The sequence below is a fragment of the Rheinheimera baltica genome (assembly GCF_030731985.1).
Classification (GTDB): Bacteria; Pseudomonadota; Gammaproteobacteria; order Enterobacterales; family Alteromonadaceae; genus Alishewanella; species Alishewanella baltica.
Genome location: NZ_JAPJDY010000001.1, coordinates 397333 through 423529, shown reverse-complemented (window position 1 = coordinate 423529; position 26197 = coordinate 397333). Strand labels below are relative to the sequence as shown.

Below are 26197 nucleotides of genomic sequence, written 5' to 3'. Positions count from 1 at the left end.
ATATGAAACTATGGTTGCTGCCGCTAGTGGCACTTAGCCTGGTTGCCTGCACAGGTAACAACGGTGATAAAGCGTTAACCAACTACCAACAGCGTTTGGCGCGGGTGTTGGACACCCCGTTGCCAAACGGCGACCTTGCCGCCCCTGCCCCCTTGCTGGCAGAGCGAGATTTAAAGCAGGCATTGCCAGACCTACGCATAGATTTAACAGACGCTTATGCCAGCCGTCGCTGCGGCCTGGATACCTTAATAGGCGAGCGTAACAGCAGCCTGGGCAAGGTATACAGCGCCAGTAAACAGCTGAGTTACGAGCTCCGGTTTTTACAACAATTAGCCCAATGCTTGCAACAACGCTGGGACAGCGACGAGTTATTAGCGCAACTGCAGCAGGTGTATCAGCAAAAACAACTCAGCATCGATATCGCCTTTAACAATATGTTGCTTACCGACGATACCCTGCGAAAAGAATTACTGGGGATCAGGAAAACGCTGCCACTAAAAGACGCGCCAGGCTATAGTGAAACTTGGCAAGCGCTAAGTGAACTCACCCGGTTGCAACAACTTATCGCCGAGCAAAACTGGCACGCTGCCAGCCAAATTGATATAGAACAGCAGCTACAACGGCTGTATCAATTTAACTTTGTTGGCCGCTTACAGTACAGTCTGCGCTTAAGTCAGCATCAGTTAGCACAGCTTAATGAAATGTTAGAGCAACACAACAGCACCACTTTATGCCCTGGCGGCAGAGACAGCGAACAACTGCAGATTTTGGCCAATATTTTTGGTAAATATTTTATCCCGGAAGTGCAACTGTACACGGTAGAGCTCAGCCGTTATCAGCAACAATTGTGGCCACTTTTACAGCAGCTTTATCAACACACCCCGCTTAATACGCCATTACAACAACGTTTTGAGCAACACTACGATGGTATGCGCACAGAGCTTAGCCATCATGTCACCTGGTGGCAAAACCTCAACCGCCAGTGCCCACTTGCACTAAATGCAACAGTCAAAGGGCCTTAAGCGGCGAAAAATACAGCAAACTCACGCTGCCGCCATAAAAACACTTGCCAATATAGCAGTGGCACAATAACATAGCCGCCGTTGTCAGCTTTGCTTAGTGCAAAGGTAAACAACCCAAGTGTGCGTCCTTAGCTCAGCTGGTTAGAGCACTACCTTGACATGGTAGGGGTCGGTGGTTCGAGTCCACTAGGACGCACCAATAATTCTAATAAAAACGCCACCTTACGGGTGGCGTTTTTGTTTCTACAGCTACCGTTTACGTATTCGGGCAAGCAACGTAATTGCTGAAAGGACTTTCCAGCTGGTGGTCAATGCTTCAGTTATCCGCGCTGACTTCTTCTATTTAATACAACGTTTCATTTCAAATGATTAATTTACGGCCGGACGCACTGGTAGCTGTTGTTGCTGCAGCCAGTTATACAAGTCCTCGCCGGCATATACCTGACGCCAGGCGTCATGTTCGGCCTGCTCCAGCATGCTAAAACGTACCTCGCTGTGGCCCAGCTGGCGCAGGGTTTCAATACCGGGGTAAAAATAGTTTTTATTCACGGCAGAATCACGCCCGGCGGCAAATACCCACAGCGGCGTTTGCGCTTGTGCAATAGGTGGCATTAAATCCGGATGGCCCCAGCCGACTACCGGCGCCACAGCAGCAAACAGCTCTGGATGCTTACTGGCCATAAACCAGCTACCAAAGCCACCATAGCTAATACCGGTTAAATATAAACGGCTGCCGTCGGTATTGTAGCTGGCCTGTACATTTTGCAGTATGGCCAGCAGGTCTTGCTCTGCGTGCTCCCAACCATCGGGTAACAGCGGCGGTACTGCGCTCATATCGCTGACGGGCTCAGCCGGGGCTATGGGCCTGATGGACGCAAACATATCCGGCCGCGGCGGTATGCCATCGGTCAGGCGCTTAGGAATATCAGCGCGCGAGCGGTTAGCAATATAGGATACCTGTCCCATTTCAAACATCTGCAGTTGCGGTACCACGATAATAAATGGCAGGTCACGCTTTTGCACCCAGGCTTCGTATAACGGACCATGGATTAAGGTGTAATCCAGCTCGTCCAGGCCGTTACCGCGCTCGCCATTACCGTGCAAAAACAGCATCAGCGGCCATTTCTTGTCACTGTTTTGCTGATAACCGGCCGGTAAATAAACAAAATACTGCCGGTTGCTGTTGTCGATACTACTAACATAGTCCAACCGTAACAGCTGGGCTGCGCTGTTTGCCTGCTGCTGTACCGAATCGCTACTGACACACGCCGCCAGCAGTATTAACGTTACAGCGAATAAGGATACCAGTGCCCAAATTTGCTTTTTCATCTTTGCTCCGTTGCCCAAAATCGCGTTATCCGTAAGATAAAGTTAAAAACGGCTTAAGTATAGTCGCGGCTTTAACCCTTACAGCACGCCTTACCGTTACCGCAGGTTTGTAAAACAGATCAAAGCACTCCAGCGCCAAAAAGCACTGCGTTAAAGCAAAAGCCTGAGTCATAGTACGCCACGATAAACATTCAGGGTGCGGCAGCCTGGGCGGTGCCGCGGTTGGAGCAGACAGCCTGCAATGCAGGCTGTCTGGGCATATCAAAACAAATCGATATTGGGGAAGTTAACTGTACCACTGCGGATACTGTTATACAGCGGCGTGTAACCAACAAAGCTGTAATTGTTCAGTTGTGTGTCGGCAAACAGGAAGATTGACATTCTGTCACTGGTCCACAGAGTGTACTCCGAGTTCATTGAACGCAGCGCACCGTTGTGGGTTAAGCGCCCACCGGTATTGCGAATGCCCTTGGCATAATTATCACCGCCACGTTCGCTGCTGATGAACCTGTTAAAGGCAGCGGCAGAAATTAAATCTGGACGCTTATTGCCGCCGTCTAACCGCGCCATCAGTCTCTGATAACCAATAGCTGAACACACCCAGCCGCCATGCCCGGCCATACGACGGTGATTCATAACATAAGCTGCCCCGGCGACATAATTTACTTCATTGTTAAATAAAGCATTGTTTGCCCGGGCTAACACACAGTCAGCCCCCGATGGCCGCATAAATACCGCGTTAATATAGCCCGCATAGCTTTGGCCTGACGCCACTTCTATTAACTGCTCGGCAATGTTATAGCCAATGTTTGAGTACGTCATACTGCCGTTAGGTGCTTGGATCAGGCGCACATTTTGCACTATCCAACTCAGGTAGTCGTTACGACTGGCATTGCCCAGTGTTGGGTCAGTATCCTGATTACAGATATTCCAGCCAAAGCCAAGATGGATAAGCGGTGAGCAAGCCTCCAGCGCCGACGAATTAGACCAGCCGCCCATAGTGTGCTCTAACACGTCCAGCACCCGGATATTCGTCAGACGTTGCAGGTTCAATTGACAGCCAATATCACCAACCCGACAAGCTGGCAACGTGTATAGCTGGTTTAGCAAACCGGTGGCACCAAATACCCGCGCTTCTGGATCCAGCCGGCCCTGTTCAATCAGCCGGGACGCTGCAGCACCGGTTATGGCTTTTGAATTACTGGCAATACGCGCTACGGTGCCGGTAGTCATATCAATATTGCGCTGCGCATCACGTAAGCCAAAGCCTTTGGCATACACCAGACGCTCGTCTATGGTTATCGCGATGGATAAGCCAGACAAATTGTTGTTGCTACGAAAATCTTCAATCATGCTGTTTAAGTTAGACAAAGACGCACTTTGCCAGGCGGTATTATTGAAAATTGCCGCCATTTTTACATCATGCGCCGGGCCATACCCTACTACCACGGTTGGGCGGGCACCTTCGTAATATTGATCGTTAAATAACTGCTGATAGTCATTCAACTTAACCAGATGACGCGCGGTCCAGCGTGGGCTGCTGTTGTGCCAGATAGCCGAATAGTAATCCGTGCCATTCAAATGAAATACATCGACCAATACTGGCGCAAAGCCCTGTGCTTTGTAATTGTTGACCAATTGCTGATAAGTATTACTACTCACGCCATGGGTGGCACGTAGTGCCGGGCCGCTGGTTTCTTGCCATAGCGCAGCGTAGCGTTGCTGGCCCGCTTTGGCATAACCGGAAACATGCATCAGCCGAAAACCTTTTGCCTTTTGTGTATTGTAAATGCTTTGATACTGAGCGTGGCTCATATCGTGCCGGGCATACCAGGCGGTGTTTTTCTTATGAAAAATTGCCGTAAACACCAGCTGACCGTTCAGATTGAACGGGTTCACCATCACCGGCTGATAGCCACTTTTTTTCAGACTATTAACTTTGTTCTGATAGCCCGCTTCGGTAAGATCATGAAACGCCAGCCATAGCGGCGCCTGAGGTTTATGTTGCCACACGGCGTTATAACGCGCCTGGCCCTTAGAATTATGTCCATTCAGATAGGTTAGCTGATAGCCCTTAGCGTGCAGATCGAGATTCTGTTCCGCAAAGCTTTGTGCGGCGATATTATGTCGCGCTACCCAAGCGGCATCGGCCGCATTTACGCCCAGGCAATAGCCGAGCAGAACGAATATTACCAACAGTTGTATTACAGTTTTCATGCTATATCTCCCTTGAAACACCCTGACACTCCGGCTGTGCAGCTAACACTAGCTGACCCCTTTGCGCATCCTTGTATTGCCAGCGACATTGTAATAATGCCCCTCAGGAGAAACTGCTAAAAAACTGCTCAATCTGCCACTAAGCCGTCATATTTTTCTGCCTTATTCACCAATATCTTCAAACCACAGCTGCGGTTTAGCAGCAATAAAATCCTGCATCAACTGAATGCACTCGGCATTTTGTTGGTTTTCCAGAACCACGCCGCGGCTTTGCACATAAGCCTCCGGCCCCTGAAAGGTTTGGTTTTCACCAATCACCACCTTTGGGATGCCATATAGCAATACGGTGCCGCTGCACATATCGCAGGGTGACAAAGTAGAGTACAGCGTAGCGCGGCGGTAATCAGCGGCGGTTAAGCGGCCGGCATTTTCCAGGCAATCCATTTCCGCATGCAGTACACAACTGCCCTTCTGCACCCGCTGGTTATGGCCGGCGCCAACAATCTTGCCGTCAATAACCAACACCGAGCCAATCGGAATACCGCCTTCAGCTAAACTTTTCCTGGCCTGGGCAATAGCCGCCTGCATATAAATATCAGTCATATGTGAACCTCTGACAACCCCAGCCATGGGAAAAATGATACTCAACACTTTTTTAGCGATGGTTAATTACTTAACACGAAACGGTCACGTTAAAAGTGGCGACGCCTACCGGCGCGCCTCTGTGCGAAAATGTTCAATGACATCCATATCCACATACATACTATAACTTTAGGCTTAGCAAATGCCGTGGTTGTTTATTTGAGTAATACAACCAATTCAGCTAAATCTTTAACAACATGGTCAGGCTTTTTCGCTAACGGATAAAGTGCTTTACCCGGACGAGCAATAAAAGTAGTTTGCAGGCCCGCTTCTTTCGCGCCGGCAACATCCCAACCATGAGCGGCTATCATCATAGCTTCATTAGCTTTAACATTGAGTTTTTTAAGAACCCATTCATAAGCGCGTAAATCAGGTTTATAAATTTGTATATCTTCAATACTGTAACGCTCATCAAAATAAGAGGTTAAACCTGCACTTTCAAACTGTGTTTTAACACCTTTGTTTGAAGAGTTCGTAAAACTAACCAGCTTGTAGCCTTGCGCTCTCAGTTTCGTCAGGCCTTCTTTTACATCGCCATGCGGTGGCAAGGTTAATAGTGGCGTTACAATGGCTGTTTTTGCTTGTTCAGGGGTAATTTCGATATTGTTGTTTTGTGCAACCATCAATAATGACGCTACACCAATCTGTCCAAAATCGTGATAATCGTTCATCACAGTTGAAACCAGTGAGTGATGCAACATGGTGGAAAACCATAGTGGTAATAAGTCTTCGCGGCCACCTAAGGCTTTACCAATAGACGTTCGCATTGACGTTAAATCAAGTAAGGTTTCGTTTACATCAAAAATAAGAACTTTCGGTTTGCTTGGTGCTTCATTAGCCATGACAATTCCAGATAACAGGCTTGCACCAACCGTAAGTGAAAGCGCAAGTTTTTTTAGTGAGTGTAAAACTGACATTAGACATTTTCCACTTGTAGGGCATTGAGTACAGCTTCAGGCTCTGCACGTAAGGTGTAATCTTCGCTGATAAAGGCGTATGTGATAATACTTTCTTGATTAATGACATACGTCGCTGGTAATGGCAGCTTATAACTTTTATCACCGTAGTAATGTTCAAAGTCGATGCCAAATCCGGTGTATAAGCTTTGGATACGTTCATCTAAAGTGAATAACAAACCAAATTGATTTGCCACAGTATTGCTCACGTCAGACAGCACATCAAATTTAAGCTCATTCTTTTGTGCTGTTGATAATGTTTCGTCGGGCAATTGTGGCGATACTGCAATTAACCGCGCGTTATGTGCGCTAAATTGCGGCAAATAGTCATTCAGCGCTTTTAATTCCAAATTACAATATGGACACCAACCACCGCGGTAAAAACTTATAATTGCTGGGCCTTTTGTCAATAGCTCAGCTAATTCTAAGATATTGCCACGGTGATTCACCAAGCTAAAGTTTTCAACTTTTTGACCCACCTGTAAGGCATTGTCTCTGATATGTTTGGCAATTAACTCTTCGTTAGTCGTATTCATTAATGCCAATACATCAGCTGGTAATTTCGCTTCTTTTTGCACATTGTAAGCATCAATCTGCGCTTTTAAACTCATAATAAACCTCGACGATAAAATAATTTCATCATTATAATGTTTTACTTATTTAAATAAACATTGCAAAAGTGAAAGCTTAATTCGAAAATATTAAACATTGAAAAGCAGATATTGGCGATGTGATGTATAGCTTAAGCGATTTAGAAACTTTTATTGCCGTGGTAGAAAACAAAGGTATTTTAGCTGCTGCGCGTGAACAGCGTTTATCACCTGCAACCGTGAGCCATCGCTTAAGTAAATTAGAACGGGAACTCGCAACCGTTTTGGTATTCAGAGACAGTCGTCGTATACGCTTGTCGCCTGCCGGGGAAGTTTTTTATAGCCGGGTAGGTGCTATTATGGAAGCATTGCATGACGCTGAGCACAGTATTGGGGCGCGCAGTTCATCAGTGAGTGGTTTACTCAGAGTTACCATGCCGCCATGGGTATTTTCTAAATACGTTATGCCTAAGCTCACTCAGTTTGAAGATACTTACCCTGATCTAAAACTTGATTTCCTTATTAACGACCAATTTGTTAACGTTGTTGATGACGCGCAAGACGTTGCGATAAGAGTGGGGCAGCTAAATGACTCGGGCTTATTATCACGCAAATTAGTAAACAATAGCCGCATACTCTGTGCAGCGCCTACCTATATTGAGAAATATGGCATGCCGACTAACCTGAGTGAGCTCGCCAAACATAACTGGGTTTGCTTACCCTGGCAAAGGCAATTGAAGGTGCATGACGAGCAAGGGGAAATACAAAACTTTAACGCAAAAACCCGTTTTACTATTTCAAATTCAGACAATATGACGCAGGCTGCTATTGCTGGGCACGGTATCGCGATTAAATCACGTATAGCGATTAATGATGAACTCGCTGACGGCACATTAGTTGAAGTGATGCCTAACGTGATGGCAAAAAGTGATGCGCCAGTATGGTTTTTACGGCCACAAAATAGCTTAACCACTCGTAAAACTGACGTGTTCTATGATTTTATGAAGTCGCTGTTTATTGATTGCTAATCACTTTTTTCAACGTTATGTCGTTGTTTTTTCCCAGTGGCTATTCCTACCTATAAACACACCATACCTCAGGGTCAGGTCTTCACCATACCTCAGGGTCAGGTCTTGATTTTTGACTTCTGGGTCGCGAGGTAAAAAGCAAGACCTGACCCTCTGGTTCAAACAGTGCCCCGGCATTATTCGCAATAGCGTCATGCTGCATAGCACTGATTATGGCCGTGTCTTTATTTAGTGCCACGCCATGAGCAAAACGGTCATCCGCTTTACCATCAGGCGCAACTAACTTTTGTATTTGCGTCCATTTACCTTCTGTGCGCTCAAAAAGATAGGCAGCACCGGCGTCTTTACCCATGCCGTCTACATCGGCTCGTCTGGCAGAGATCAGTGCGGTATCGCCAGACAATGCCACGCGCACACCAAAAATATCTGCATTTGCACCATCTTGCGCCATCAGCTTTGCTTGCTAATACTTGTTGTTAAATTGGCATAGCAGCACTTTAGGCAACTGGTAGTCGCTTAACAAGGGATAATTGCAGCCGTGCGGCAGCGTAACATCCCTGGTAAAAGCGAGGATCTGGCGAAAAGTGAAGATGCGGTTTAGTTTTGTTCTGCCCTTAATAATCCAACTTTAGTGATTGGAGCTTGGCATCGTCTTAATCTGATATATACTGTACAAATATACATATATAGAGGTTTTGTATGACTGTCCTATTTCTGGGGGATGCGCAGCAAAGTGCCCGGCTTGCTATACCGTTATTTGCCAGCAAGATAAAGGCCGGCTTCCCCTCACCGGCGCAGGATTATGTCGAGCGTACGCTGGATTTAAACGAGCTATGTATCCGCCACCCTAACGCGACGTTTTTTGTCCGGGTAGAGGGCGATTCGATGATTGACGTCGGAATTTACGATAACGATGTGCTCGTGGTAGACCGCGCTATTGACGCCGAGCATGGCGATATCGTGGTAGCCGCCGTTAATGGTGAATTTACCGTCAAAGAGCTGTGCACACGCCCTTCACTGATGTTGCTGCCACGCAATGCGGCATACCAACCGATACGGCCACGTAATGGTGAAGAGCTGAATGTTTTTGGTGTGGTAACTAATGTTATCCGGCAAATGAAACGCAAATGAGCCCATCTGTATTTGCCCTGGTAGACTGCAATAACTTTTATGCCAGTTGTGAAAAGCTGTTCCGGCCCGATTTAGCCGATAAGCCGGTTGTGGTGTTATCCAACAACGACGGTTGCATTATTGCCCGCTCGAAAGAGGCTAAAAAGCTTGGCATTAAAATGGGCCTGCCGGTGTTTCAGGTGCGTGATTTATTGCAACAGCATCAGATAGTGGCCTTTTCATCCAACTATGCGCTGTATGCCGATATGTCGCAGCGGGTAATGAGCACGCTGGAAAACCTGGCACCGCGGGTAGAGGTGTATTCAATTGATGAAGCCTTTTTAGATTTAACCGGCCTGGCTTATCGCGAAGGGCTCACTGAATTTGGCCAGCACGTTAGGCGCACCGTGCAAAAAGATATCGGCATTACGGTTTGTGTTGGCATAGCGCCAAGTAAAACCCTGGCAAAACTGGCCAACCATGCCGCCAAAACCTGGGCTAAAACCGGTGGCGTGGTCGACTTAAGCGGCAAAGAGCGCCAGCGCAAGTTGCTGGCCCTGCTGCCGGTAAACGAAGTGTGGGGCATTGGCGGCAAGCTGACAAAACGTTTAGAGCAACTGGGTATTACCACCGCACTGCAATTGGCTGATGCGGCCCCTGATTACATTCGACAGCACTTTTCTGTGGTGGTTGAGCGCACCGTGCGCGAACTTAATGGTGAGTCATGCATTGCGCTGGAAGATGTCGCGCCGACTAAAAAGCAAATTGTCAGCAGCCGCGCCTTTGGTGACCGTATTACCGACAAACAGCAGATGCGTGAGGCCATTAGCGAATACATTAGCCGGGCCTGCAAAAAGCTGCGCCAGGAGCAACAACAGGCAAAATACCTGACGGTATTTTTGCGCACCAGCCCATTTAGCGACAAAGACGCGCCCTACTCCGCCAGTAAAAGCTGTGAGCTGGAAAGCCCCAGCAGCGACACCCGGGTGTTTTTAGCCAAGGCGATGCAGCTGCTCGATAGTCTGTGGCTTAACGGCTACCGCTACGCTAAGGCAGGTGTCATGCTAGCCGACTTTTACGACCCGGGGGTTCACCAACCCGGCCTTTTCGACGAGCCGATTGTACAAAAAGAATCTGACCAAAAGCTGATGCAACTGATGGATACCCTCAACAGCAAACACGGCAAAACACTGTGGTTTGCAAGCCAAGGCACAAGCCAACAATGGGGCATGAAACGTGAACTGCTATCGCCGGCTTACACCACAAATTGGAAAGAATTACCGGTGGTTAAGTGATGCTGGCTAAGAGCGAGGAGCGAAGCTGTAGTTTGAATTTGATCTGCCCCTAATAATTCCGACAACCTCAACGAATTGGCCTGCTTGTGAACTTTGGCTATTGGTCGTCTTTTTCAGACTCTTGCTTTTTTTGCATACTAACGCCAAAAGCAATGCCTAGTGCAATGCCGATAGCTAATCCTGCGCCGACATTACCCATTGCGGCGCCGATGGCTAAACCAACACCCACGCCAAGCGCTAAACCCGCAGCCACTTTATTTGATTTGTGTTTATCGTTCTTTTTATCAGAAGCCAAGATATTTCTCCAACAAAAGATTAATTTTAACCTACTTGTATCAAGCGACCAAACGCTAAAATTTAGCGCGAAAAGACGCGCCCATTTTCAGATATAAACATCACTCAGTTATAGCTGATATGCGCTCTATCAACATTAAATCCCCGCATTTTTCCGGGCCATTCGCTTGCCAGCATACGGTTACATAAGGCGCGTCACTGCTCAACATCCAGCGCAAATTGTCAAAGTTCTCTTCGGTAAGATCTTCACCGTTAATTGTTGTCAATATCGCCGTTGTTGTTATCCCCAGCTCTGTGGCATGGGAGTTGGCTGCAACTTCCTTAACTAAAGCTCCCAACCGGTGCGGCTCTACTGTAAGGCCACTTCGGTCAATATAGGTGTTATTACTAAAAAGCCTATTTTTAGTAAGCGCTAAATAGCCTGCCTGATAATTGAAATGCACACCAAACTTACGCAGCAATCCACTACCAATCATGCCAACTCCAACCGCATCTTTAAAGTATGGTAAATCATGTGCAGCCACTACTTGAAAGCTCTCGTTGGCAAAACCCAGAAAGTCGATACGACTAGTTTTCAATACCTGCTTGCCATCAAAGTTTTGAGTTTGCGTTTCAAAACTTTCAGCTGGAAAGGCAAAGCCCTCAGCGAGTTGTTCATTCAGATAAATATAGTCAGGTGCCCCTGTATCCACGACAAAAGCATACTTTGTTGCACCGCCATTTATATTTTTCATTGTGGCATCGACATAGGGTATTCGACCTTGCACCAGCAGTGGCAATTTAACCCATTGTTCATTGATGAACTCCCCTCCTGTACCCTTTGGTGAGAAAACTATCGACTGTTCGGCAAAAAGTATCGTGATGTTAAAGCGATTAAGTAAGTCGTAACCAATCGCGCCATCAAAATAGGCCGTGTCATAGTCGCTAAACAAGGGATTTTGGCCAATAGGAACGTGGATAAACGTCAGTTCTGATAGTTCCAGCTCTCCAACCCGAATAACCCCATTGTTAACCACATTGACCCGCCGTCCTTGCAGATCCAGCTGCCTCTCTACGTCTAACTTCACGGTTTGAGTTCGGGAGGTTTCAAAAAGTACCGTCGCAGCTGCTGCCGAATCAAAAGCAAATCGTAGTGAGTTAGCATCATTAACCGCCACTTTGATAATGATGTGGCCGTCATGCCAAACGAACGGCACTGCAAAACTGTCTTCACTGCTAAGCCATGTTTGCGCTGCCAACGGGTTGCCACTTTGTAGGTTTATTATTCCCTTAGCCATGCAACCTGTTAATAACCCTGTGACGACAACGAGTGCGATTAACCGGGCAAAACCTATGTAATATGTAGGCAAGGTATTTATTCTCCAACGAATGTTCCGGGCTGTAGTAACCCGGACGACCGGAAGCTATTAGCTCTGCCCTCTTTATGCTTAGCCAGCTAGTGCTATTCTGTTACCAGGTGGCGACAGTAAACACTGGCTAGTATCAGGCAGCCGGGCCGTAGCGCCGCTGAAATTCTGCAACAGAGTTATCCGCGAGTTGCTTTAGCACGGCAATATCCAGATCAGCCAAACGCTTTATGTACAAACAGGCTTTACCCATTTTGTGTTTGCCAAGCTGCTGTAGTAATTGCGTTTGCTGTTCACCTTCAGCCAGCAGATAAATCACAATGTCTCGGCCACGAATGGCGAAACCGGTTAACGGCGCTTCACCGCTGTGGCCGCTGTCGTAGGTGTAACGGTAGCTGCCAAAGCCAACAATACTTGGCCCCCACATGATTGCTGGCTGGCCGGTAATATCACTAAGTAAGGTTGTTAGTTGCTGACAATCGGCCAGTTGCTGTGGGTTAGCACGGCTGGCTAAATAATCTGCCACACTGGCGTTGCTTGCTGTGGTTTTTGTCTCTGCCATTAGCCTGCCGCCTCTGGTTTAACCGGTGCAGCTGCACCCTCGCCGACTACCGTATGCCAGCGTTTAACCTGCCAACTTTTTACCAGACCGTTTACAACATATGGGTCGGCTTTGGCAAAGGCCGATGGAATATCCGCTGATTCACAGCGAAATAACAGCATTGCACTGTCTGCCGGTTCTCCTACCGCGCCGCCTAGTAGTAACTCACCGCGCTCAGCGGCTTGCCACGCCAATGTCAAATGCGCTGAGCGAAAATCGCCGCGTCGTTGCAGGTAATCGGCTGTTGTTTCGTAGATAAGAATAAAGTGCATCAGCAATTCTCCTGATGTTGTGCCGCCAGTGTTTATCAGCAAAGTGCCAGCGACATAAAGTGGCTATTCGGATCCAGCTTGTACTGGCCAAACGGGCCACAGTCGGTAAAGCCGAACTTTCGATACAAATTTCTGGCCGGCGCAAAATAGTCCTGAGTACCGGTTTCCAGATTAACAGCGGTAAATCCCTGCGCTTTGGCATGTTCGATAACAAATTGCAGTAATGCCTGCCCTATACCCTTGCCGCGAAACGCCTTTGTTGTGCGCATTGATTTTAGCTCTGCCAGCTGGCTATCTAATGCTTTTATGGCCACGCAACCGGCTAATTCCCCATCCAGCCATGCACTAAAAAAGCGTATATTGCTGGCTTTAAGCGCGTCAACATCCAGCGCATGCACACTCTCTGGTGGTGAGGTGGCGTACATATCGGCTAAATGCTCATGCAACAGCGCTATCACCTCACCGCTGGCTAAATCATCCTGAACAATCTTCATCTTAACTGATCCATTTGGCCAAGCTGGCACAGTCTATATCCATCACTTCAACGGTGCTTACACTACTAATAAAAGGCAGCAAAATGGGCTGTCTACCCGTTAAATAAGCGCACCATTATTCAGCTTTAATGGTGGCTTGCCAGTTTACTGCCTGCCATTGGCCGTCTTTGCGCACAAAGGTACCACTGTTTAAATAACGTTTGGTCTCGCTGGCTGATTTACCTACCAGCACAAAGGCCACTACCGCAGTATCGCCATACTGCATAATTCGCACATCTTCACTGCTATAAACGGTGTCTATTTCATCGGGTTTTAACGTACCGCGGCTATTCACACCTTGCATCAGCTGGGCTTTACCAAAGCGTGTACCTGAAGAGCTGGTATAAATTAGCTCATCTGCCCAGTATTTATTATGAATGGCTGCATCATTGCGGGTAGCGCCGTCTAAAAAATCACTGAGTAATGCAGTAAGGTCTGCTTTGTCATCAGCCACGGCGGGCATACTGCAAAGCAGCATAGAAATAACAATGAATATTTTGCGCATTAAATGCTCCAAGATGTTGTTTTAACACGCATCAGAGTAGCAATTATCTGCATTAACGCAATATAAAAAGTGCTGCCGTTAATTCGCCGAGGTAGAATAAACCTCGGGGTCAACCTCAGGGTCAGGTTTTGATTTTTGACTTCTGGGTCGCGAGGCAAAAAAGCAAGACCTGCCCCTCTGGTTTCCTAACCGTTTAGCCAAACATCAATGATTGGTGCATACTTATTCCAGCTATGACACCAGAATTAACAGCAAAAGTGCCATTTTGCATAGGATTTGACATATCTCCGGCGGCATATACATTTGCAACGGAAGTTTGTTTTAGCTCATTTACTTTTATAATTTCGCCTAGAGTGGTCTCTTCAAATTCACAATTCAAAGCATCAACGATCGGGTTTTTGGCACTTATTTTCGGCGCAACATAAAGGCCTTCTAGTTTACGCTCTGAACCATCAGCAAGAACTACGGAGTTGATGTTCTCACCATCGCCAATAACTCTGGTGATTCTAGTATGTTCTATGTTGACCCCACGCCTAGTTAATATTTCCAGCTGTTTTTCATCGAGTGGATATTCACCTTGAGTAAAAAAAGTGGTACTTCCCCAGTCTGGGATCATCTCTGGCAAAGCGCGCCACCACCACAGCAACTTAGCAAGATCGGGTACGCGGGTTGGCCCTAAGTTCGTATATGGTGTTATCGTACTTAGAGCAGCAATGGAGAAAATTATGCAGCAGATACGGGTGATTCAGGTTGAACGCTATGCCACGCGGGTGGAGAAAGTGCTGGCCTATATTGAGTCGTTGGGCGCGCAGGCCCAACCGACACTGGACGAGTTGGCCGCCGTGGCGGCAATTTCACCGTTTCATTTTCATCGGGTATGGCGGGTGATGACCGGGGAGACGGTGTTCGAAAGCCTGCGGCGTGTGCAAATGGGCCGCGCGCTGGTTGCGCTGCAGAACGAGCGTGCACCGGTAGTTGAAGTTGCAGAGGCCGCCGGCTATGCCAGTGGCCAATCCTTTGCGCGTTCACTAAAAGCCTTCGCCGGGGCCAGTGCCAGCGAGCTAAGGGCCGACCCTGCTAAGATGGCCGCATTTGTTGCCCGCATTACGCATGGCCTGCGAGCGCAGGACGACGACGTACCAGGCATTGAGGTAACAATAGTTGAGCTGCAGCCACTGAAAATCCTGGCGACACGCAATACCGGCGCCTATGAAAGCCTATTCAATGGTTATGGCCGTCTGTTCGAGTTAGTCACTCAGTGTATGCCGCCAGAAGACGTGCGCGGCATTCATGGTTTATGGCCGGATGATCCGCGCACCACGGCGCCCGAAGACTTTCGCTTCGACTGCGCTTTCTCTGTAGCGCAGACAGCAGGCGCAGCGCCGCCGGGGACGCATTGGGCAGAGTTACCCTCGGGCACTTGCCTGAGCGCGCGCCATGTCGGCGATTATGACGCATTGCTGGATACGATTGACTGGCTTTACGCCATGGCACTGGAAGCTGGCATAGAACTGCGCAACGCCCCGCTGTTTGCGCATTATATTGATGATCCGGAAAGCACACCTGTTGCAGAGTGGCGCACGGATGTCTACCTACCCATCGAGGTGAACCAGATATGAGGCAACTAAAATGGATGGCAGGTCTGTCACCGACTGGGTGAAAAAAAACGGTAGCTGGCACCAGTTTATGCACGCCGACTATCAGCGTGGTTAATATCGAAGCTACTTTTTCTTTTTATCTATAAAAACTTGCTGTTGCCATTTACCAGGCTGCTTGTCGGTACGATGTATACACCCTACCCAGCAGCAAGGTCGCTTTTTACCTTCCAGAAGATCCTCGGTCGCCCGAACTATGCGTTTTATTCTGGTCTTCTGTTGTTTAGCATCTTCAATCCAACAAATAAATTCATTTCGGCCAATTGCTGACAAGGCTTCCCAACTGCTAACCAGTTCTTTTTCAACTAGTGCCTTAGCCAAATCACCTGGTAATTCGTGCACCAAGCCGCCGGACATTTCTGGTTTCATAGCTAATTACCTGATACCTGCTGTTGGTTTGCTAGTTAATGACTCGAAATACATATATTTAACATAGCTCATCTTTAATTGTCTCTGCCCCCATTTTTTTTCTACTTTGCTGTTAAATAATCCAGCGTATTAACCATGTCGAATTTGGGACTGCGGCGAATAAACTCTCTGAGCATCGCGGTATGGGCAGAGCCCATTAAAATCAGTACCCGGTCATTTTTGTTCATGGGTATGCGGTTTAAATTGGTATAAATTTTCATATTGCGCAGATAAAACTGTGCTGCTTGTTCTGCACCTTCAAAGCCATCATCAATGCCAACGTAAAACAGCTTATCAGCATTGGTATTGAGCATGTAATCCAACATCAGCGGGTGATTGGTTAATTGTAACTGTTCCAGCAACGACAGCTGGTCAAAGCGCTGATTACGTTCAGCTAATTTGGGGTAATGCAAAAAAGGCTGATGGGTTAATTGCAGATAGGTTTGCCGGTCAACCGAATTTTCCAGCTCGGGGCTGTTTTCGATAAAGTCTCCCAAGCTGTAGTTATAGCCCAGATGGTGATCGATGCCGTACACCTTATCTACGCCACTTAATCTGGCGATATCAAAGCCCAGCATACTTAGCTCACCATAGCGGGTATCTAAGCGCACAGGGTTGGCTAAAAACGCCTGATAAGCCTGATTTATGCGGGCCATGTCTTCAGGTAGAAACTCCAGGCAAACGATGGTGGGTTTAAATTGGGCAAGCAACTTTGCGATGTCTTTAACAGCTTGCTGATTAGCCTGGCTATGTTCATCAAAATCAACGCTGTTAGCATCACTGGTAGCGCCAAAGTGAAAGCTGCCTATATTCAGCACTTTAATTTTTTCAACATTAACAGGCCCAGCCTCAGCAAGTAACACAGAGTCCGTTGTACTGCTGCAGGCAACAAGACACAGCGTCAGTAAAAATAGGATAGTTTTCATTGATATAGGCCAGATGCTGAAAATAGCACCAGCATAGCCAACATCAGCATGTGCAGCAATAGCGCAACATAAGTCCGACAATTATAAAGCAGCTTTGCCCTCCCAGGCCTCTGGCAACAACTCCGCGCTCTATAAAGTGCAGCTTAAAACTGGCTGCATCAACCTGTCACGGAAATCCTTACACAACATATAAAATTGCCACAGCGGATAAATCAGCATTAGCAGTAAAGTGATTAAGTCACCAAGATTGCGCTTGTCGTAATAGTAATGCGCCGGGTGCTGCAGTGCAGGGACTACACCTTCTATCTTAATGATTTTTGACTCAAATTCATCTTCAGAAAGGTTATTCAATTTCTGCCCGGCGTTTAGCGGGTAGATGAAATATCTACCCGACTCTGTCGCACCGTAGACCGCCTTATCACTTATGCCTACCAACACAATGTCACTGACGATTGCCTCACCACCCTCTCTACCTGGCCACAAATACCACTTATCGGTTACATCTATCGCTCCCAGAGTCAGTTTTTTATTCACAGGCAGTGACCAGTAATCTGTTAGCGGAGGATCGACATCCCTAACCAGCTCACAAATTATAATATTCGCAAAGATTGCCAATAGAAAATATGGACCCAGCTTAATTGGAAACCAAAAAAAAGACTCAACCGAGACCATACTTTTGCTGAAAAAAAAGCTCAACACTTTAGCTAGCGACAGCAGCACAAAGCCTGCAATAGTCGCCAGAAAAACGTAGCCTAGTGCTGCGAAAACTAATTGAAATAATGAACCCACGTATGATTCCCGGCGAAGTGTTAATTCAGTATTGGCGTGATAATTTCAACCACAACATAATTATGTTTGCAGTCATTTATGTTACATAAGCAACAAAATCCGTCACGCCAACATCATGGCCGAGCTGGTGCAATAGCGTGCTAAGCTGGCCGCGGTGATGGGTTTGGTGGTTAAACATATGAGCTACGGCTACCCAGGTAGGGTGCTGGCGCTGCTGGCCCTGGGAATTGCTGTAGCGCATAGTGCCGGCCAGCTGTGCGGCGGTTAACTCATCAGTAAAGCGGGTAATGACATCATCGGTCGCCACTCGTTGCTCACTAAGCTCGGTAAAATTGGCATACAGCTCATCACGCAGCGAACTAAACTGCTGCACTAAATCGGCACGCTGTAATGCTGCAATAGTGGGAAAGGCAGTAGCAAAGCGGCCCAGCCAGATGCGGTCGGCCAGCAAAATATGATTTAGCGTAGCGTGCACAGAGCCAAAGAACGCGCCGAGATCTTTTTTGCGCTCGTCTTCAGTTAAAGTGGCCGCCAGCTTATATAATCGGGCGTTAAACTCACGATTATATTTGGCAAAACCCTGCATTTGCTGCTGATGCGCTGTCATGTACTCTCCTCTGCCAGATACGGATCTAATTCGGATGCAATTGCAGCAAATCCCACTTATTGCCGTATAAATCCTCAAACACTGCCACAGTGCCGTAGCTTTCTTCTCTGGGCTGTTCGTTAAACTTAACGCCTTTGGCCTGCATGGCGTGATAGTCGCGCCAAAAATCGTTGGTATGCAAAAACAAGAATACCCTGCCGCCGGTTTGGTTGCCCACGGCAGCTTGCTGCTGCGCATTGCTCGCTTTGGCCAACAACAAGTGGCTGCCGTTGCTGTTGGGCGGTGCAATTTCGATCCAGCGTTTACCGTCACCTATGTCGGTATCGGCTATCAGGCTAAATTGCAGCTTGCTGGTATAAAACGCGATAGCGTCGTCGTAATCGGCTACCAACAGCGCGATATTGCCGATTTTTTGTTGTACGGGTTGTTGCTGCATAAGCTCAGACATCTGTTTGTGTTTGTTTCCGTTGTTTGTTCATATTCGATTCTAACGCAAGTTTCACCGTAGGTGAAAAGCCTTAGCCGGTGCTACAAACACTGCAACCGCTATCTTTATTCAGACTAAACTGGCGCCACTGGCTGGTTAGGCCATCAAACAGCTGCAATTTGAGCATAGCGTGGCGCGTTTTCGCCAGCGTCATCGCCGCCAATAATACGTCGCATTTGAACAAGAGTCCCGCCGCTATATAACGTAAAGTAACGCATCAATTGTTTACTTTAGCTTGTGATGAATTTTTTCCAAACGTTGTTAATTATGTTGTTTTGCAGCAGTGCACAAGCCAACGTCAGCATTCATGTGATGGCCCCCCTACTAGTAGAGGACAGGCCGTCATTTCGGCTGCAGCTGGCTGAAGCCAAACGCCTTGGCGTGGGTGGTGTTTCAGTTGACGTTTGGTGGGGCATGGTAGAGGCAGAGGCCGATCAGGTATTTGATTGGCGCTATTATGATGACATCTTTGCCGACATCAGTGCAGCGGGTTTAAACATCGTCCCGATTATGTCTTTTCATCAATGTGGTGGAAATGTAGGGGATAATTGCAACATCCCCCTTCCAGGTTGGATTTGGCAACACTACATCAACAAAGGCATCACACAAACCGACTTACAGTACAAAAGCGAATATGGCAATTATTCCGCCGAAACCGTGTCCTTATGGGCAGATCATGTTGTTATTCAACAGTATAGTGAATTTATACAGGCGTTCAGCCAACACTTTCAGCATTTATCTAACCGCTTAGCTGAGATTAATATCTCTATGGGCCCGGCCGGGGAATTGCGCTACCCTTCGTACAACAGCCATGATGACGGTAAATCTGCTTATCCAACTCGCGGCAGCTTTCAGGCATATTCAACTCTTGCCGTACAAGACTTTCGCCAGGCTATGCAAAGCAAATACGGTGACATAGTTAAACTTAATGCGTCATGGAATACGCAGCACACGGATTTTAAACAGGTTATGCCACCTTTAGACGGTAATCAGTTTATTAACAGCGGCCAACATCGATACTCGCAATATGGCAAAGATTTTATCGATTGGTATCATTTGTCACTGATAGCACATGGTAACCGTATGCTGAAAGCGGCAGACGCGGCGCTAGCTGACACTTTTAATGCGGTTCCACTGGGCTATAAAATTCCGGGTATACACTGGAAAATGGCCATTGATGACTACAGCGCCCGCAGTGCAGAGTTGGCCGCGGGTTTACTGCACAGCGATTGGCCTTACCATGAAGGCAATGGATACGGCTATATCCACATGGTAGCCGTTGCGAAACAGCTTAATTCCAAACAAGCCGGATCTAGCCAACCTGGCCATAAACAACGCCAAGTCATTTTGCATTTTACCGCACTAGAAATGCAAGATAGCCCAATGCCCCCTAGCTATTCAATGGCAAAAACTCTGGTTCGCTGGCTGGGTGAAGAAGCCAAGCGACAACAGGTAACAATAAAAGGTGAAAACGCCCTCTCGGCAGGGGTCGAGCATGTCAGTGGCTGGGACAACATGCAACAGGCCTTGCAAAATAGCCATTATTCCGGCCTGACTATTTTAAGGCTGGAGCAAGTAACCAATAATGAAACCGGCAAGCAAGGGCTTAAAACGCTCATTCAAACTAAATAATAGTCTGATCAATACACTCATATTGGCCAGGTGAGACAATAATCGGTTAAGGAAAGTCCTTACCAAGCACGCGTAGACCGTCTGTATTTTCGCGTCTACGCTAGAGGCTTTGACAACGACATATGGGGTATCTAATACCCTATATGTCGTTGTTTAATATTATAAAAACTGTGCACAAAACATGGCAAGCAGGTATGCCAGCATGCCGTAGCCTAATACCAATGCGCCAACCAGTCGGGCACTGCCGGTTTCCGCTTTTAACGTGGCAACGGTCGCAACACATTGCAGCGCCACCACATAAAACAGCAAAATACCCATACCGGCACCAAAGGTGAGCCCATCGGCCTGAATATTGGCAGCCAGCCCGGCAATATTTTCATCAGCACCATCAATACCAAATAAGGTACCCAGTGCGCCAACAAACACTTCACGCGCTAAAAACGACATTAAAATAGCTACGCCATAGCGCCAGTCTAGCCCCAGTGGTTCGAATATAGGCTCAATCCACTGGCCAATGACACCAAGATAAGAGTCTTCTAAACCGCCGGCGGAGGTAGGGAAATACCCTAGCAGCCAGATCCCAAGCGATACCGCAAAAATAACCGGGCCAGCGCGATAAATAAACTGTTTGGCACTGCTAAGTACGCGGTGTATTAGCGGTTTCCAGTGAGGAAACCGATAACTTGGCAGCTCAAGAATAAAGGGCATATCGGATTTTTCATTATCCGTCACTGCCGAGCGAGACAGCAACAGGCTAACAAGCAATGCCGTAACGATACCAAACAGATATAAGCCAAAGAAGGCCACGCCCTGCAAGTTAACGATGCCGCCCAAATAACGGGTATCAGGGATTAACACCGCTACCAGCAACGCATATACCGGTAAACGCGCTGAGCATGACATTAGCGGCACAGTTAACATAGTAATAAGGCGCTTTCGGGGTGATTCAATAGTACGCGCCGCTAAAATAGCCGGAATAGCACAGGCATGTGCTGATAAATACGGAATAAAACTGCGGCCGGACAAGCCAAAATAGCTAAGCGGCCGATGGCAAATTAACGCCGCCCGCGCAAGATAGCCACTGTCTTCCAACACGCCGATAATTAACGTTAACACCATAATTTGTGGCACAAATACTAAAAAGGATCCCAAACCACCAAACAAGGCATCATTAAGAAAATCAGCCAGCATACCCGGGCCGGTTAAATCGGTAATAAAGCTTGCGCTGACACCAATAGCATTTTCTACGGCATCCATCAGCGGTGTAGCAAAGGTAAAAATACTTTGAAATAACAAAAACATCACTAATAAGAATGCGATGCCTCCGCTGACATTATTTAGCATAAAAGCATCAATAGCATTTTGCTTTTTCAACACAACAGAAGACGGCATACCATATTGCGTTGCCAGCAAGCGGCTTTGCTTTACCTGCACGCTGTAATCCAACGGTGGAAGCGCGACAGTGTTTAAATTGCTGCTATCAGCCTCAGCGGCCAATTGTATTACTGCCGTTTTAAATTCGGCTATGCCATCTAATGTCTTGGCTGACAATGCAAATACCGGTGCACCTAAATCACGACTTAGCCCAGCTACGTCTATTTGATGACCAAAGCGCGTAACCTCATCAATCATATTCAGGGCAAATACCAGTGCCTTACCATACTGATGCGCTAATGCTTGCATTTGCATGCCAAACATCAGGCTACTTTGCAGCCGGGTGGCGTCAAGGTTACAAATAATCAGCGACGTGTCCTGATCCAATAATGCCTGATTGATTTTTTCTACCGCGATATCTTCATCACGCGTGAGCGTACTCATTGAATATGCACCGGGGAAATCGACTAACTGATATTGGTCAAACCGGCCTGATTTAAGCTCTACCGTAACCCCAGGGAAATTAGCCACTTTTTGGCGTAAGCCTGTTAACTGATTAAACAACAAACTTTTGCCGGAGTTGGGTTTTCCGACCAATATAATACGCTTCATAAAAAACCTGCGAAATGACAAGGCTTACCGGTGTAAACGCCGGCACAACATTACTGACTAAACAGTGGCTACTACAGGGGTTTAACCCGAATTTTACTGGCAACTTTTTGCTCTAGCGAATACACACAATCGGCTATTGCAACCACCAATGCACCATTGAAAGGGCCTCGGCGCAAACACAATACAGGCAAACCATTATCCAGCCCCATTTCACGTAGCCTGCTGCTAACAGCCTGATCCAAGCCTGCATCCAGCGTTGTAACCGTTACCGTCTGGCCACCGGCAGTGTCCCAAAGTGACATCATGCACATCGCTCCAACATGGAAATACAAATTATTCGCATTGTTACTTAAAATGGTGGAATTTACAACGACATTCCAGCTAGAACTACGCTTCCTAGCGCTAAATTACTGGCGTTGGTTTTGGATTATCTATTGTTAAACGGCTTTGTGAGCATCAAGGCTGGCAAATGGCAGTAACCAGCAATAACGGCAAAATGATTGCGGTGACGTTTTATCAGGCGCAGCCACAGGCAATTTCAGTGTCCTGTGCCGACGATTAAGCCTATACTGCAGTACGACTTTTTGTTAGCACAGACTTGCATGACTGACCAAACAACACCTCCACCATTAAGCTCCTCACTGCGCCAACAAGCCGAACACCACCTCCGAACCGGTACAGCGCAGCTCAGCAGCGCCTTTGCGGCCAGTAGCGATGCGCTAGATGTGCTGTACCGGCTCAGCATTGCAGACACCTGCGCAGCTAAAATTATACGACTTTAGAGTATCGTTGCTGGCCTTGGTTTAAGTACGCATCAAAGCAAGCACAAATACTACGAACCCAAAGCCGGCCGCTACCTGTGACCTTTATCCGCTCTGCGTATATCTCGACCAATCCATCCTCCATAAACGGCTGCAATAGGGTTAATGCATCGGCAAAATAGTGCCAAAAGGCGGTAATACCCCACTGCTGGCAAAATGCTGACGTATCAAGTTTAAAGTGACAAATCAGCTGACTAATCAACGCTGCCCGAATTTTATCGTCATCATTCAAACAAAAACCACGCTCGATTGGTAATTGCAGTTGCGCTACCATCTGGTAATACTCTGGTAAGGTTTTAACATTTTGCCACAGTACACCACTTACCTGGCTAATACTTGAGACACCAAGCCCGATTAGCGTATCTTGGCCTGCCGTTGTGTACCCTTGGAAATTACGCTGTAACGTGCCATTTTGCTGTGCTTTTGCTAAGGCATCGTCAGGCTTTGCGAAGTGGTCCATACCAATAAACTGATATCCCGCTTTGCCAAAAGCCTCAATACCCATAGTTTGCAACTGCAGCTTAGTTTCCGCATCCGGCAAACTGGCATCAGGGATTTTTCGTTGTGCCGCAAAGCGCTCAGGCAGATGGGCATAACTAAACAGTGAAATGCGATCAGGGTTCAACTGAATAATAGTATCCAGTGTTTGGGCAAAGCTATCAGGGTGCTGAAACGGTAAGCCATAGATTAAATCCAAATTAACTGATGCAAAACCAATTTCACGACACAGTAACATTTGCCGGCGTATTAAATCGGTATCTTGCACCCGGTTTATCGCAATTTGCACTTTTTCATCCAAGTCCTGCACACCAAAACTCACTCGGTTAAAACCTAATTTGTGCAAAAAGCGCAGCTTGTCATCACTGCAGCTACGTGGATCTATTTCTATGCTTAATTCAGCATCGGCGTTGAGGGTAAAATGTTTATGGATCAACACAATAAGCCGGGTTAATTGCAGCTCAGTTAGAAAGGTTGGCGTACCACCACCTAAATGCACCTGTTTAATATGCTTACCAGCAATACGCGCGGCATAACAAAGCATCTCTTGCTCGAGTGCTTGTAAATAGATATCGGCTTTATGCTGGTGACGAGTAACGATTTTATTGCAGCCGCAGTAGTAACAAAGTTGCTGGCAAAATGGGATGTGCAAATAAAGGCTCAGGTCATCTGAGCACAATGCAATAGCCCGCTGTACATGGCACGGGTCGAAATTATGCTGCATTGCTAATGCGGTTGGGTACGAGGTGTAGCGTGGGCCATTAATATTGTATTTACGGATTAGCGCGGGATCGCATTGCATAACAAAGTAACCTGAATGAACGAAAGTTGTTGCATTGTAGTTTGGTTGGATTGGTTCAACTTTGATCTGTCGCAGTACCAAAACAACTTTCAGGTTAATAAAGCCGCGTTTAGTTCGACGCTGACGCTTTAAGTGTTGCCTGCTAATACTCACCCTAAAAGACGGTTAACTTGACGAAAGTTCAATAGCAGCCTTAATTTAATCAGCTATACTACTTTTTATAAAAGTATGTTTTTAATATATTTTTCGACTTATACAGGACACTTATGAGAAACAACCAACCTGTCACTAACAGAGAATACAGCTTTGCAGCAACAGCACGGTTGATTTCCGGGACCGATGCAAAGGGCAATATCACTTACTGCAATCAGGCTTTTATTGATGTCAGTGGCTTCAATAAAGATGAGCTGATTGGCAAGCCGCACAATATGATTCGCCACCCCGATATGCCAGCGGCAGTATTTAAAGAAATGTGGCAGACCATTTCAGCCGGCCGTGTTTGGATGGGATTGGTAAAAAACCGACGTAAAGATGGAGATCACTATTGGGTTAGCGCTTTTGTAACCCCCGTGTTTGAAGGTAAAAGCGTTGTAGGATTTGAGTCAGTTCGTGTCTGCGCGGGTGCAGAAGAAAAAGACCGCGCTGAAAAAGCCTATGCGCGTATCCGCGACGGCAAGTCTAACTTATCAATAATCAGTCGAACAGCGCATGGCCTGCAATCTGTGTCATCGGTACTTGTACCGGGTATTATCGCCTCTGCGGTTTTTTTTACTTTGTATGATACCACCGCTGGCATTATTGCATTAAGTACCACAGCACTTTCGGCGCTTTGGTTAGCTTATACCCAACAACAACAGTTCAGCGATATCTTCACCATTAGCCCAGAATCTTATACCAATAGTGTTGTAGCAGAGACCTATTTTGGTAACGCTGGCGCTAAAGCACAAGCTAAATTGGCGCTTGCTTGTGAAATTGCCAGAAATCGAACCGCTTTAACCCGAATTGCAGATGCCGCAGCGGTGCTTGACACTATTGTGAAAAATACACAAATTGAATCTGAATCAACGTCGGCAGCTGTAGCCCAGCAAAGCCATGCAACGCAGCAAATTGCGTCAGCTATCACACAGATGTCGGCGGCTATTCAAGAAGTAGCGGGCAATGTACAAACCAATGCGGGCAGCGCACGGGACGCACTTAGCAGTGTAACCGAAGGTGCTACACTGGCTAATGACGCCAAAACCGCGATTGATGCATTAAGCGATTCAGTGGCCAGTATTGCTAATACTGTGCGGGAACTGGCAGAGTCGACTAGCGAAATTGGTCAAGCCGCCAATCTGATTTCAACCATTGCAGATCAAACAAACTTGCTGGCACTTAATGCGGCTATAGAAGCGGCCAGAGCCGGAGAACAAGGCCGTGGTTTTAGTGTTGTTGCCGACGAAGTCCGTTCATTAGCGTCGAAAACGCGGGAATCAACCGACAAAATACATAAAATTGTTGAGGTACTCACAGCACGTGCTATGAGTGCAGTAGGCGTATCAGAAAAAGGTGAACAAGCTGCGAAACATGGTGTGACAACAGTGGAACATACCCGTGATGCACTGGCTAATATTCGGGACTCTGTGCGCACTATAACCAGCCTGACAGAGCAAATGTCTGCCGCAGTTGAGCAACAAGGCACGGTTGCGGAACATATTAATCAACAAATTGTCGAAATTGCCGATAGCACCTCTGCCACGCATACCTCAGCAAATTCAGCACTTGATGCAAGTAAACAACTGGCTGAAACCGTTGCCCATGTCCGATCTATTATTAACCGTTTTTCTAGCAGCCGCGACCGCTAGTC

28 protein-coding genes and 1 tRNA gene are annotated in these 26197 nt (G+C 47.2%); 8 read left to right on the top strand and 21 right to left on the bottom strand.

From position 1 onward, the window contains the following. The first annotated feature begins 2 nt into the window (after positions 1 to 2). A complete protein-coding gene (locus tag ORJ00_RS02015; protein WP_306138838.1) occupies positions 3 to 1022 on the top strand; it encodes a DUF3080 family protein in 1020 nt (339 codons plus the stop codon). 122 nt (positions 1023 to 1144) lie between these two features. Further along, positions 1145 to 1221: transfer RNA gene (locus tag ORJ00_RS02010), tRNA-Val, on the top strand. A gap of 170 nt (positions 1222 to 1391) precedes the next feature. Here ORJ00_RS02010 and ORJ00_RS02005 read toward each other — a convergent pair. The 5 genes from ORJ00_RS02005 to ORJ00_RS01985 form a co-directional block, all read right to left on the bottom strand. Further along, positions 1392 to 2351 (bottom strand): carboxylesterase family protein, encoded by a 960-nt coding sequence (locus ORJ00_RS02005; RefSeq protein WP_306138835.1) that lies wholly within the window; start codon positions 2349 to 2351, stop codon positions 1392 to 1394. A gap of 261 nt (positions 2352 to 2612) precedes the next feature. Continuing rightward, entirely contained in the window at positions 2613 to 4568 is a 1956-nt protein-coding gene (locus ORJ00_RS02000; protein WP_306138834.1) for a serine hydrolase, read from the bottom strand. 162 nt (positions 4569 to 4730) lie between these two features. Beyond that, positions 4731 to 5171: a nucleoside deaminase gene (locus ORJ00_RS01995; RefSeq protein ID WP_306138833.1), complete on the bottom strand. Its 441-nt coding sequence runs from the start codon at positions 5169 to 5171 to the stop codon at positions 4731 to 4733. 194 nt (positions 5172 to 5365) lie between these two features. Continuing rightward, positions 5366 to 6127, bottom strand: coding sequence for a haloacid dehalogenase type II (locus ORJ00_RS01990; RefSeq protein ID WP_306138831.1), 762 nt, complete (start codon positions 6125 to 6127; stop codon positions 5366 to 5368). After that, complete coding sequence (locus ORJ00_RS01985) at positions 6127 to 6777, bottom strand: peroxiredoxin-like family protein (RefSeq protein ID WP_305977520.1); 651 nt, start codon at positions 6775 to 6777, stop codon at positions 6127 to 6129. Before ORJ00_RS01985 ends, ORJ00_RS01990 begins: the two co-directional genes overlap by 1 nt. Before the next feature lie 122 nt (positions 6778 to 6899). Here ORJ00_RS01985 and ORJ00_RS01980 point away from each other — a divergent pair, with 122 nt between their 5' ends. Beyond that, the gene (locus tag ORJ00_RS01980) at positions 6900 to 7784 is read left to right on the top strand and encodes a LysR family transcriptional regulator (protein ID WP_305977519.1); all 885 of its coding nucleotides are present in this window, start codon (positions 6900 to 6902) and stop codon (positions 7782 to 7784) included. An 82-nt stretch (positions 7785 to 7866) separates the two neighbouring features. Here ORJ00_RS01980 and ORJ00_RS01975 read toward each other — a convergent pair whose 3' ends face one another. After that, entirely contained in the window at positions 7867 to 8235 is a 369-nt protein-coding gene (locus tag ORJ00_RS01975) for an FG-GAP repeat protein (RefSeq protein WP_305977518.1), read from the bottom strand. 248 nt (positions 8236 to 8483) lie between these two features. On the opposite strand from ORJ00_RS01975, the gene umuD reads away from it, so the two are divergent. Together umuD and umuC are read left to right on the top strand one after the other, a co-directional pair. Further along, positions 8484 to 8915 carry a translesion error-prone DNA polymerase V autoproteolytic subunit gene (gene umuD / locus ORJ00_RS01970; RefSeq protein ID WP_305977517.1) on the top strand — a complete coding sequence of 144 codons (432 nt, stop codon included), beginning with the start codon at positions 8484 to 8486 and terminating at the stop codon, positions 8913 to 8915. Next, positions 8912 to 10189 (top strand): translesion error-prone DNA polymerase V subunit UmuC, encoded by a 1278-nt coding sequence (gene umuC, locus ORJ00_RS01965; protein WP_306138829.1) that lies wholly within the window; start codon positions 8912 to 8914, stop codon positions 10187 to 10189. Before umuD ends, umuC begins: the two co-directional genes overlap by 4 nt. Positions 10190 to 10286: 97 nt before the next feature. On the opposite strand, the gene ORJ00_RS01960 is transcribed toward umuC, so the two are convergent. The 7 genes from ORJ00_RS01960 to ORJ00_RS01930 all read right to left on the bottom strand — a co-directional run bounded on the left by ORJ00_RS01960 (position 10287) and on the right by ORJ00_RS01930 (position 14356). Further along, positions 10287 to 10484 (bottom strand): glycine zipper domain-containing protein, encoded by a 198-nt coding sequence (locus ORJ00_RS01960; RefSeq protein ID WP_305977856.1) that lies wholly within the window; start codon positions 10482 to 10484, stop codon positions 10287 to 10289. A gap of 100 nt (positions 10485 to 10584) precedes the next feature. Next, a complete protein-coding gene (locus ORJ00_RS01955) occupies positions 10585 to 11760 on the bottom strand; it encodes a hypothetical protein (RefSeq protein WP_306138828.1) in 1176 nt (391 codons plus the stop codon). A gap of 205 nt (positions 11761 to 11965) precedes the next feature. After that, positions 11966 to 12391: a DUF1801 domain-containing protein gene (locus tag ORJ00_RS01950; protein ID WP_306125327.1), complete on the bottom strand. Its 426-nt coding sequence runs from the start codon at positions 12389 to 12391 to the stop codon at positions 11966 to 11968. Then, positions 12391 to 12702: a YciI-like protein gene (locus ORJ00_RS01945; RefSeq protein ID WP_305976799.1), complete on the bottom strand. Its 312-nt coding sequence runs from the start codon at positions 12700 to 12702 to the stop codon at positions 12391 to 12393. Before ORJ00_RS01945 ends, ORJ00_RS01950 begins: the two co-directional genes overlap by 1 nt. Before the next feature lie 35 nt (positions 12703 to 12737). Further along, on the bottom strand, positions 12738 to 13196 hold the full coding sequence (locus ORJ00_RS01940; RefSeq protein ID WP_305976800.1) for a GNAT family N-acetyltransferase: 459 nt from the start codon (positions 13194 to 13196) through the stop codon (positions 12738 to 12740). Positions 13197 to 13311: 115 nt separating this feature from the next. Further along, a complete protein-coding gene (locus ORJ00_RS01935) occupies positions 13312 to 13740 on the bottom strand; it encodes a nuclear transport factor 2 family protein (RefSeq protein WP_306125326.1) in 429 nt (142 codons plus the stop codon). Between the two features lie 193 nt (positions 13741 to 13933). Continuing rightward, positions 13934 to 14356, bottom strand: coding sequence for an FAD-dependent oxidoreductase (locus ORJ00_RS01930; protein ID WP_306138939.1), 423 nt, complete (start codon positions 14354 to 14356; stop codon positions 13934 to 13936). On the opposite strand from ORJ00_RS01930, the gene ORJ00_RS01925 reads away from it, so the two are divergent. Next, positions 14331 to 15359: an AraC family transcriptional regulator gene (locus ORJ00_RS01925; protein WP_306138827.1), complete on the top strand. Its 1029-nt coding sequence runs from the start codon at positions 14331 to 14333 to the stop codon at positions 15357 to 15359. The two genes, ORJ00_RS01930 and ORJ00_RS01925, sit on opposite strands and share 26 nt — an antisense overlap. A gap of 102 nt (positions 15360 to 15461) precedes the next feature. Here the strand turns inward: ORJ00_RS01925 and ORJ00_RS01920 are convergent, their stop codons facing one another. From ORJ00_RS01920 to ORJ00_RS01900, 5 genes are all read right to left on the bottom strand, one after another. Continuing rightward, on the bottom strand, positions 15462 to 15764 hold the full coding sequence (locus ORJ00_RS01920) for a YdeI/OmpD-associated family protein (protein WP_306138826.1): 303 nt from the start codon (positions 15762 to 15764) through the stop codon (positions 15462 to 15464). Between the two features lie 101 nt (positions 15765 to 15865). Further along, positions 15866 to 16729 (bottom strand): DUF5694 domain-containing protein, encoded by an 864-nt coding sequence (locus ORJ00_RS01915; RefSeq protein WP_306138824.1) that lies wholly within the window; start codon positions 16727 to 16729, stop codon positions 15866 to 15868. Between the two features lie 129 nt (positions 16730 to 16858). Next, positions 16859 to 17263 (bottom strand): hypothetical protein, encoded by a 405-nt coding sequence (locus ORJ00_RS01910; protein ID WP_306138823.1) that lies wholly within the window; start codon positions 17261 to 17263, stop codon positions 16859 to 16861. A 331-nt stretch (positions 17264 to 17594) separates the two neighbouring features. Continuing rightward, the gene (locus ORJ00_RS01905) at positions 17595 to 18125 is read right to left on the bottom strand and encodes a DinB family protein (RefSeq protein WP_306138822.1); all 531 of its coding nucleotides are present in this window, start codon (positions 18123 to 18125) and stop codon (positions 17595 to 17597) included. Positions 18126 to 18150: 25 nt separating this feature from the next. Next, positions 18151 to 18573: a VOC family protein gene (locus tag ORJ00_RS01900; RefSeq protein ID WP_306138821.1), complete on the bottom strand. Its 423-nt coding sequence runs from the start codon at positions 18571 to 18573 to the stop codon at positions 18151 to 18153. A 351-nt stretch (positions 18574 to 18924) separates the two neighbouring features. On the opposite strand from ORJ00_RS01900, the gene ORJ00_RS01895 reads away from it, so the two are divergent. Continuing rightward, the gene (locus ORJ00_RS01895) at positions 18925 to 20244 is read left to right on the top strand and encodes a family 14 glycosylhydrolase (RefSeq protein WP_306138819.1); all 1320 of its coding nucleotides are present in this window, start codon (positions 18925 to 18927) and stop codon (positions 20242 to 20244) included. A 159-nt stretch (positions 20245 to 20403) separates the two neighbouring features. On the opposite strand, the gene feoB is transcribed toward ORJ00_RS01895, so the two are convergent. The 3 genes from feoB to hemN all read right to left on the bottom strand — a co-directional run bounded on the left by feoB (position 20404) and on the right by hemN (position 24351). Continuing rightward, positions 20404 to 22230, bottom strand: a complete 1827-nt coding sequence (gene feoB, locus ORJ00_RS01890; RefSeq protein WP_306138818.1) for a ferrous iron transporter B — start codon at positions 22228 to 22230, stop codon at positions 20404 to 20406. A 71-nt stretch (positions 22231 to 22301) separates the two neighbouring features. Beyond that, positions 22302 to 22535, bottom strand: a complete 234-nt coding sequence (locus ORJ00_RS01885; RefSeq protein ID WP_205623235.1) for a FeoA family protein — start codon at positions 22533 to 22535, stop codon at positions 22302 to 22304. 463 nt (positions 22536 to 22998) lie between these two features. After that, positions 22999 to 24351, bottom strand: a complete 1353-nt coding sequence (gene hemN, locus ORJ00_RS01880; protein WP_306125317.1) for an oxygen-independent coproporphyrinogen III oxidase — start codon at positions 24349 to 24351, stop codon at positions 22999 to 23001. A gap of 266 nt (positions 24352 to 24617) precedes the next feature. Between hemN and ORJ00_RS01875 the strand changes: the two genes are divergently transcribed. Further along, positions 24618 to 26195: a methyl-accepting chemotaxis protein gene (locus ORJ00_RS01875; RefSeq protein WP_306125316.1), complete on the top strand. Its 1578-nt coding sequence runs from the start codon at positions 24618 to 24620 to the stop codon at positions 26193 to 26195. The last annotated feature ends 2 nt before the right edge of the window (positions 26196 to 26197 follow it).

Excerpts from the sequence above, each read along its gene's own strand:
- ORJ00_RS02015 (WP_306138838.1), top strand. The coding sequence starts at position 3 with ATGAAACTATGGTTGCTGCCGCTAGTGGCACTTAGCCTGGTTGCCTGC.
- ORJ00_RS02005 (WP_306138835.1), bottom strand. The coding sequence starts at position 2,351 with ATGAAAAAGCAAATTTGGGCACTGGTATCCTTATTCGCTGTAACGTTA.
- ORJ00_RS02000 (WP_306138834.1), bottom strand. The coding sequence starts at position 4,568 with ATGAAAACTGTAATACAACTGTTGGTAATATTCGTTCTGCTCGGCTAT.
- ORJ00_RS01995 (WP_306138833.1), bottom strand. The coding sequence starts at position 5,171 with ATGACTGATATTTATATGCAGGCGGCTATTGCCCAGGCCAGGAAAAGT.
- ORJ00_RS01990 (WP_306138831.1), bottom strand. The coding sequence starts at position 6,127 with ATGTCAGTTTTACACTCACTAAAAAAACTTGCGCTTTCACTTACGGTT.
- ORJ00_RS01985 (WP_305977520.1), bottom strand. The coding sequence starts at position 6,777 with ATGAGTTTAAAAGCGCAGATTGATGCTTACAATGTGCAAAAAGAAGCG.
- ORJ00_RS01980 (WP_305977519.1), top strand. The coding sequence starts at position 6,900 with ATGTATAGCTTAAGCGATTTAGAAACTTTTATTGCCGTGGTAGAAAAC.
- ORJ00_RS01975 (WP_305977518.1), bottom strand. The coding sequence starts at position 8,235 with ATGGCGCAAGATGGTGCAAATGCAGATATTTTTGGTGTGCGCGTGGCA.
- umuD (WP_305977517.1), top strand. The coding sequence starts at position 8,484 with ATGACTGTCCTATTTCTGGGGGATGCGCAGCAAAGTGCCCGGCTTGCT.
- umuC (WP_306138829.1), top strand. The coding sequence starts at position 8,912 with ATGAGCCCATCTGTATTTGCCCTGGTAGACTGCAATAACTTTTATGCC.
- ORJ00_RS01955 (WP_306138828.1), bottom strand. The coding sequence starts at position 11,760 with ATGGCTAAGGGAATAATAAACCTACAAAGTGGCAACCCGTTGGCAGCG.
- ORJ00_RS01950 (WP_306125327.1), bottom strand. The coding sequence starts at position 12,391 with ATGGCAGAGACAAAAACCACAGCAAGCAACGCCAGTGTGGCAGATTAT.
- ORJ00_RS01945 (WP_305976799.1), bottom strand. The coding sequence starts at position 12,702 with ATGCACTTTATTCTTATCTACGAAACAACAGCCGATTACCTGCAACGA.
- ORJ00_RS01940 (WP_305976800.1), bottom strand. The coding sequence starts at position 13,196 with ATGAAGATTGTTCAGGATGATTTAGCCAGCGGTGAGGTGATAGCGCTG.
- ORJ00_RS01935 (WP_306125326.1), bottom strand. The coding sequence starts at position 13,740 with ATGCGCAAAATATTCATTGTTATTTCTATGCTGCTTTGCAGTATGCCC.
- ORJ00_RS01930 (WP_306138939.1), bottom strand. The coding sequence starts at position 14,356 with ATGATCCCAGACTGGGGAAGTACCACTTTTTTTACTCAAGGTGAATAT.
- ORJ00_RS01920 (WP_306138826.1), bottom strand. The coding sequence starts at position 15,764 with ATGAAACCAGAAATGTCCGGCGGCTTGGTGCACGAATTACCAGGTGAT.
- ORJ00_RS01915 (WP_306138824.1), bottom strand. The coding sequence starts at position 16,729 with ATGAAAACTATCCTATTTTTACTGACGCTGTGTCTTGTTGCCTGCAGC.
- ORJ00_RS01905 (WP_306138822.1), bottom strand. The coding sequence starts at position 18,125 with ATGACAGCGCATCAGCAGCAAATGCAGGGTTTTGCCAAATATAATCGT.
- ORJ00_RS01900 (WP_306138821.1), bottom strand. The coding sequence starts at position 18,573 with ATGTCTGAGCTTATGCAGCAACAACCCGTACAACAAAAAATCGGCAAT.
- ORJ00_RS01895 (WP_306138819.1), top strand. The coding sequence starts at position 18,925 with ATGGCCCCCCTACTAGTAGAGGACAGGCCGTCATTTCGGCTGCAGCTG.
- feoB (WP_306138818.1), bottom strand. The coding sequence starts at position 22,230 with ATGAAGCGTATTATATTGGTCGGAAAACCCAACTCCGGCAAAAGTTTG.
- ORJ00_RS01885 (WP_205623235.1), bottom strand. The coding sequence starts at position 22,535 with ATGATGTCACTTTGGGACACTGCCGGTGGCCAGACGGTAACGGTTACA.
- hemN (WP_306125317.1), bottom strand. The coding sequence starts at position 24,351 with ATGCAATGCGATCCCGCGCTAATCCGTAAATACAATATTAATGGCCCA.
- ORJ00_RS01875 (WP_306125316.1), top strand. The coding sequence starts at position 24,618 with ATGAGAAACAACCAACCTGTCACTAACAGAGAATACAGCTTTGCAGCA.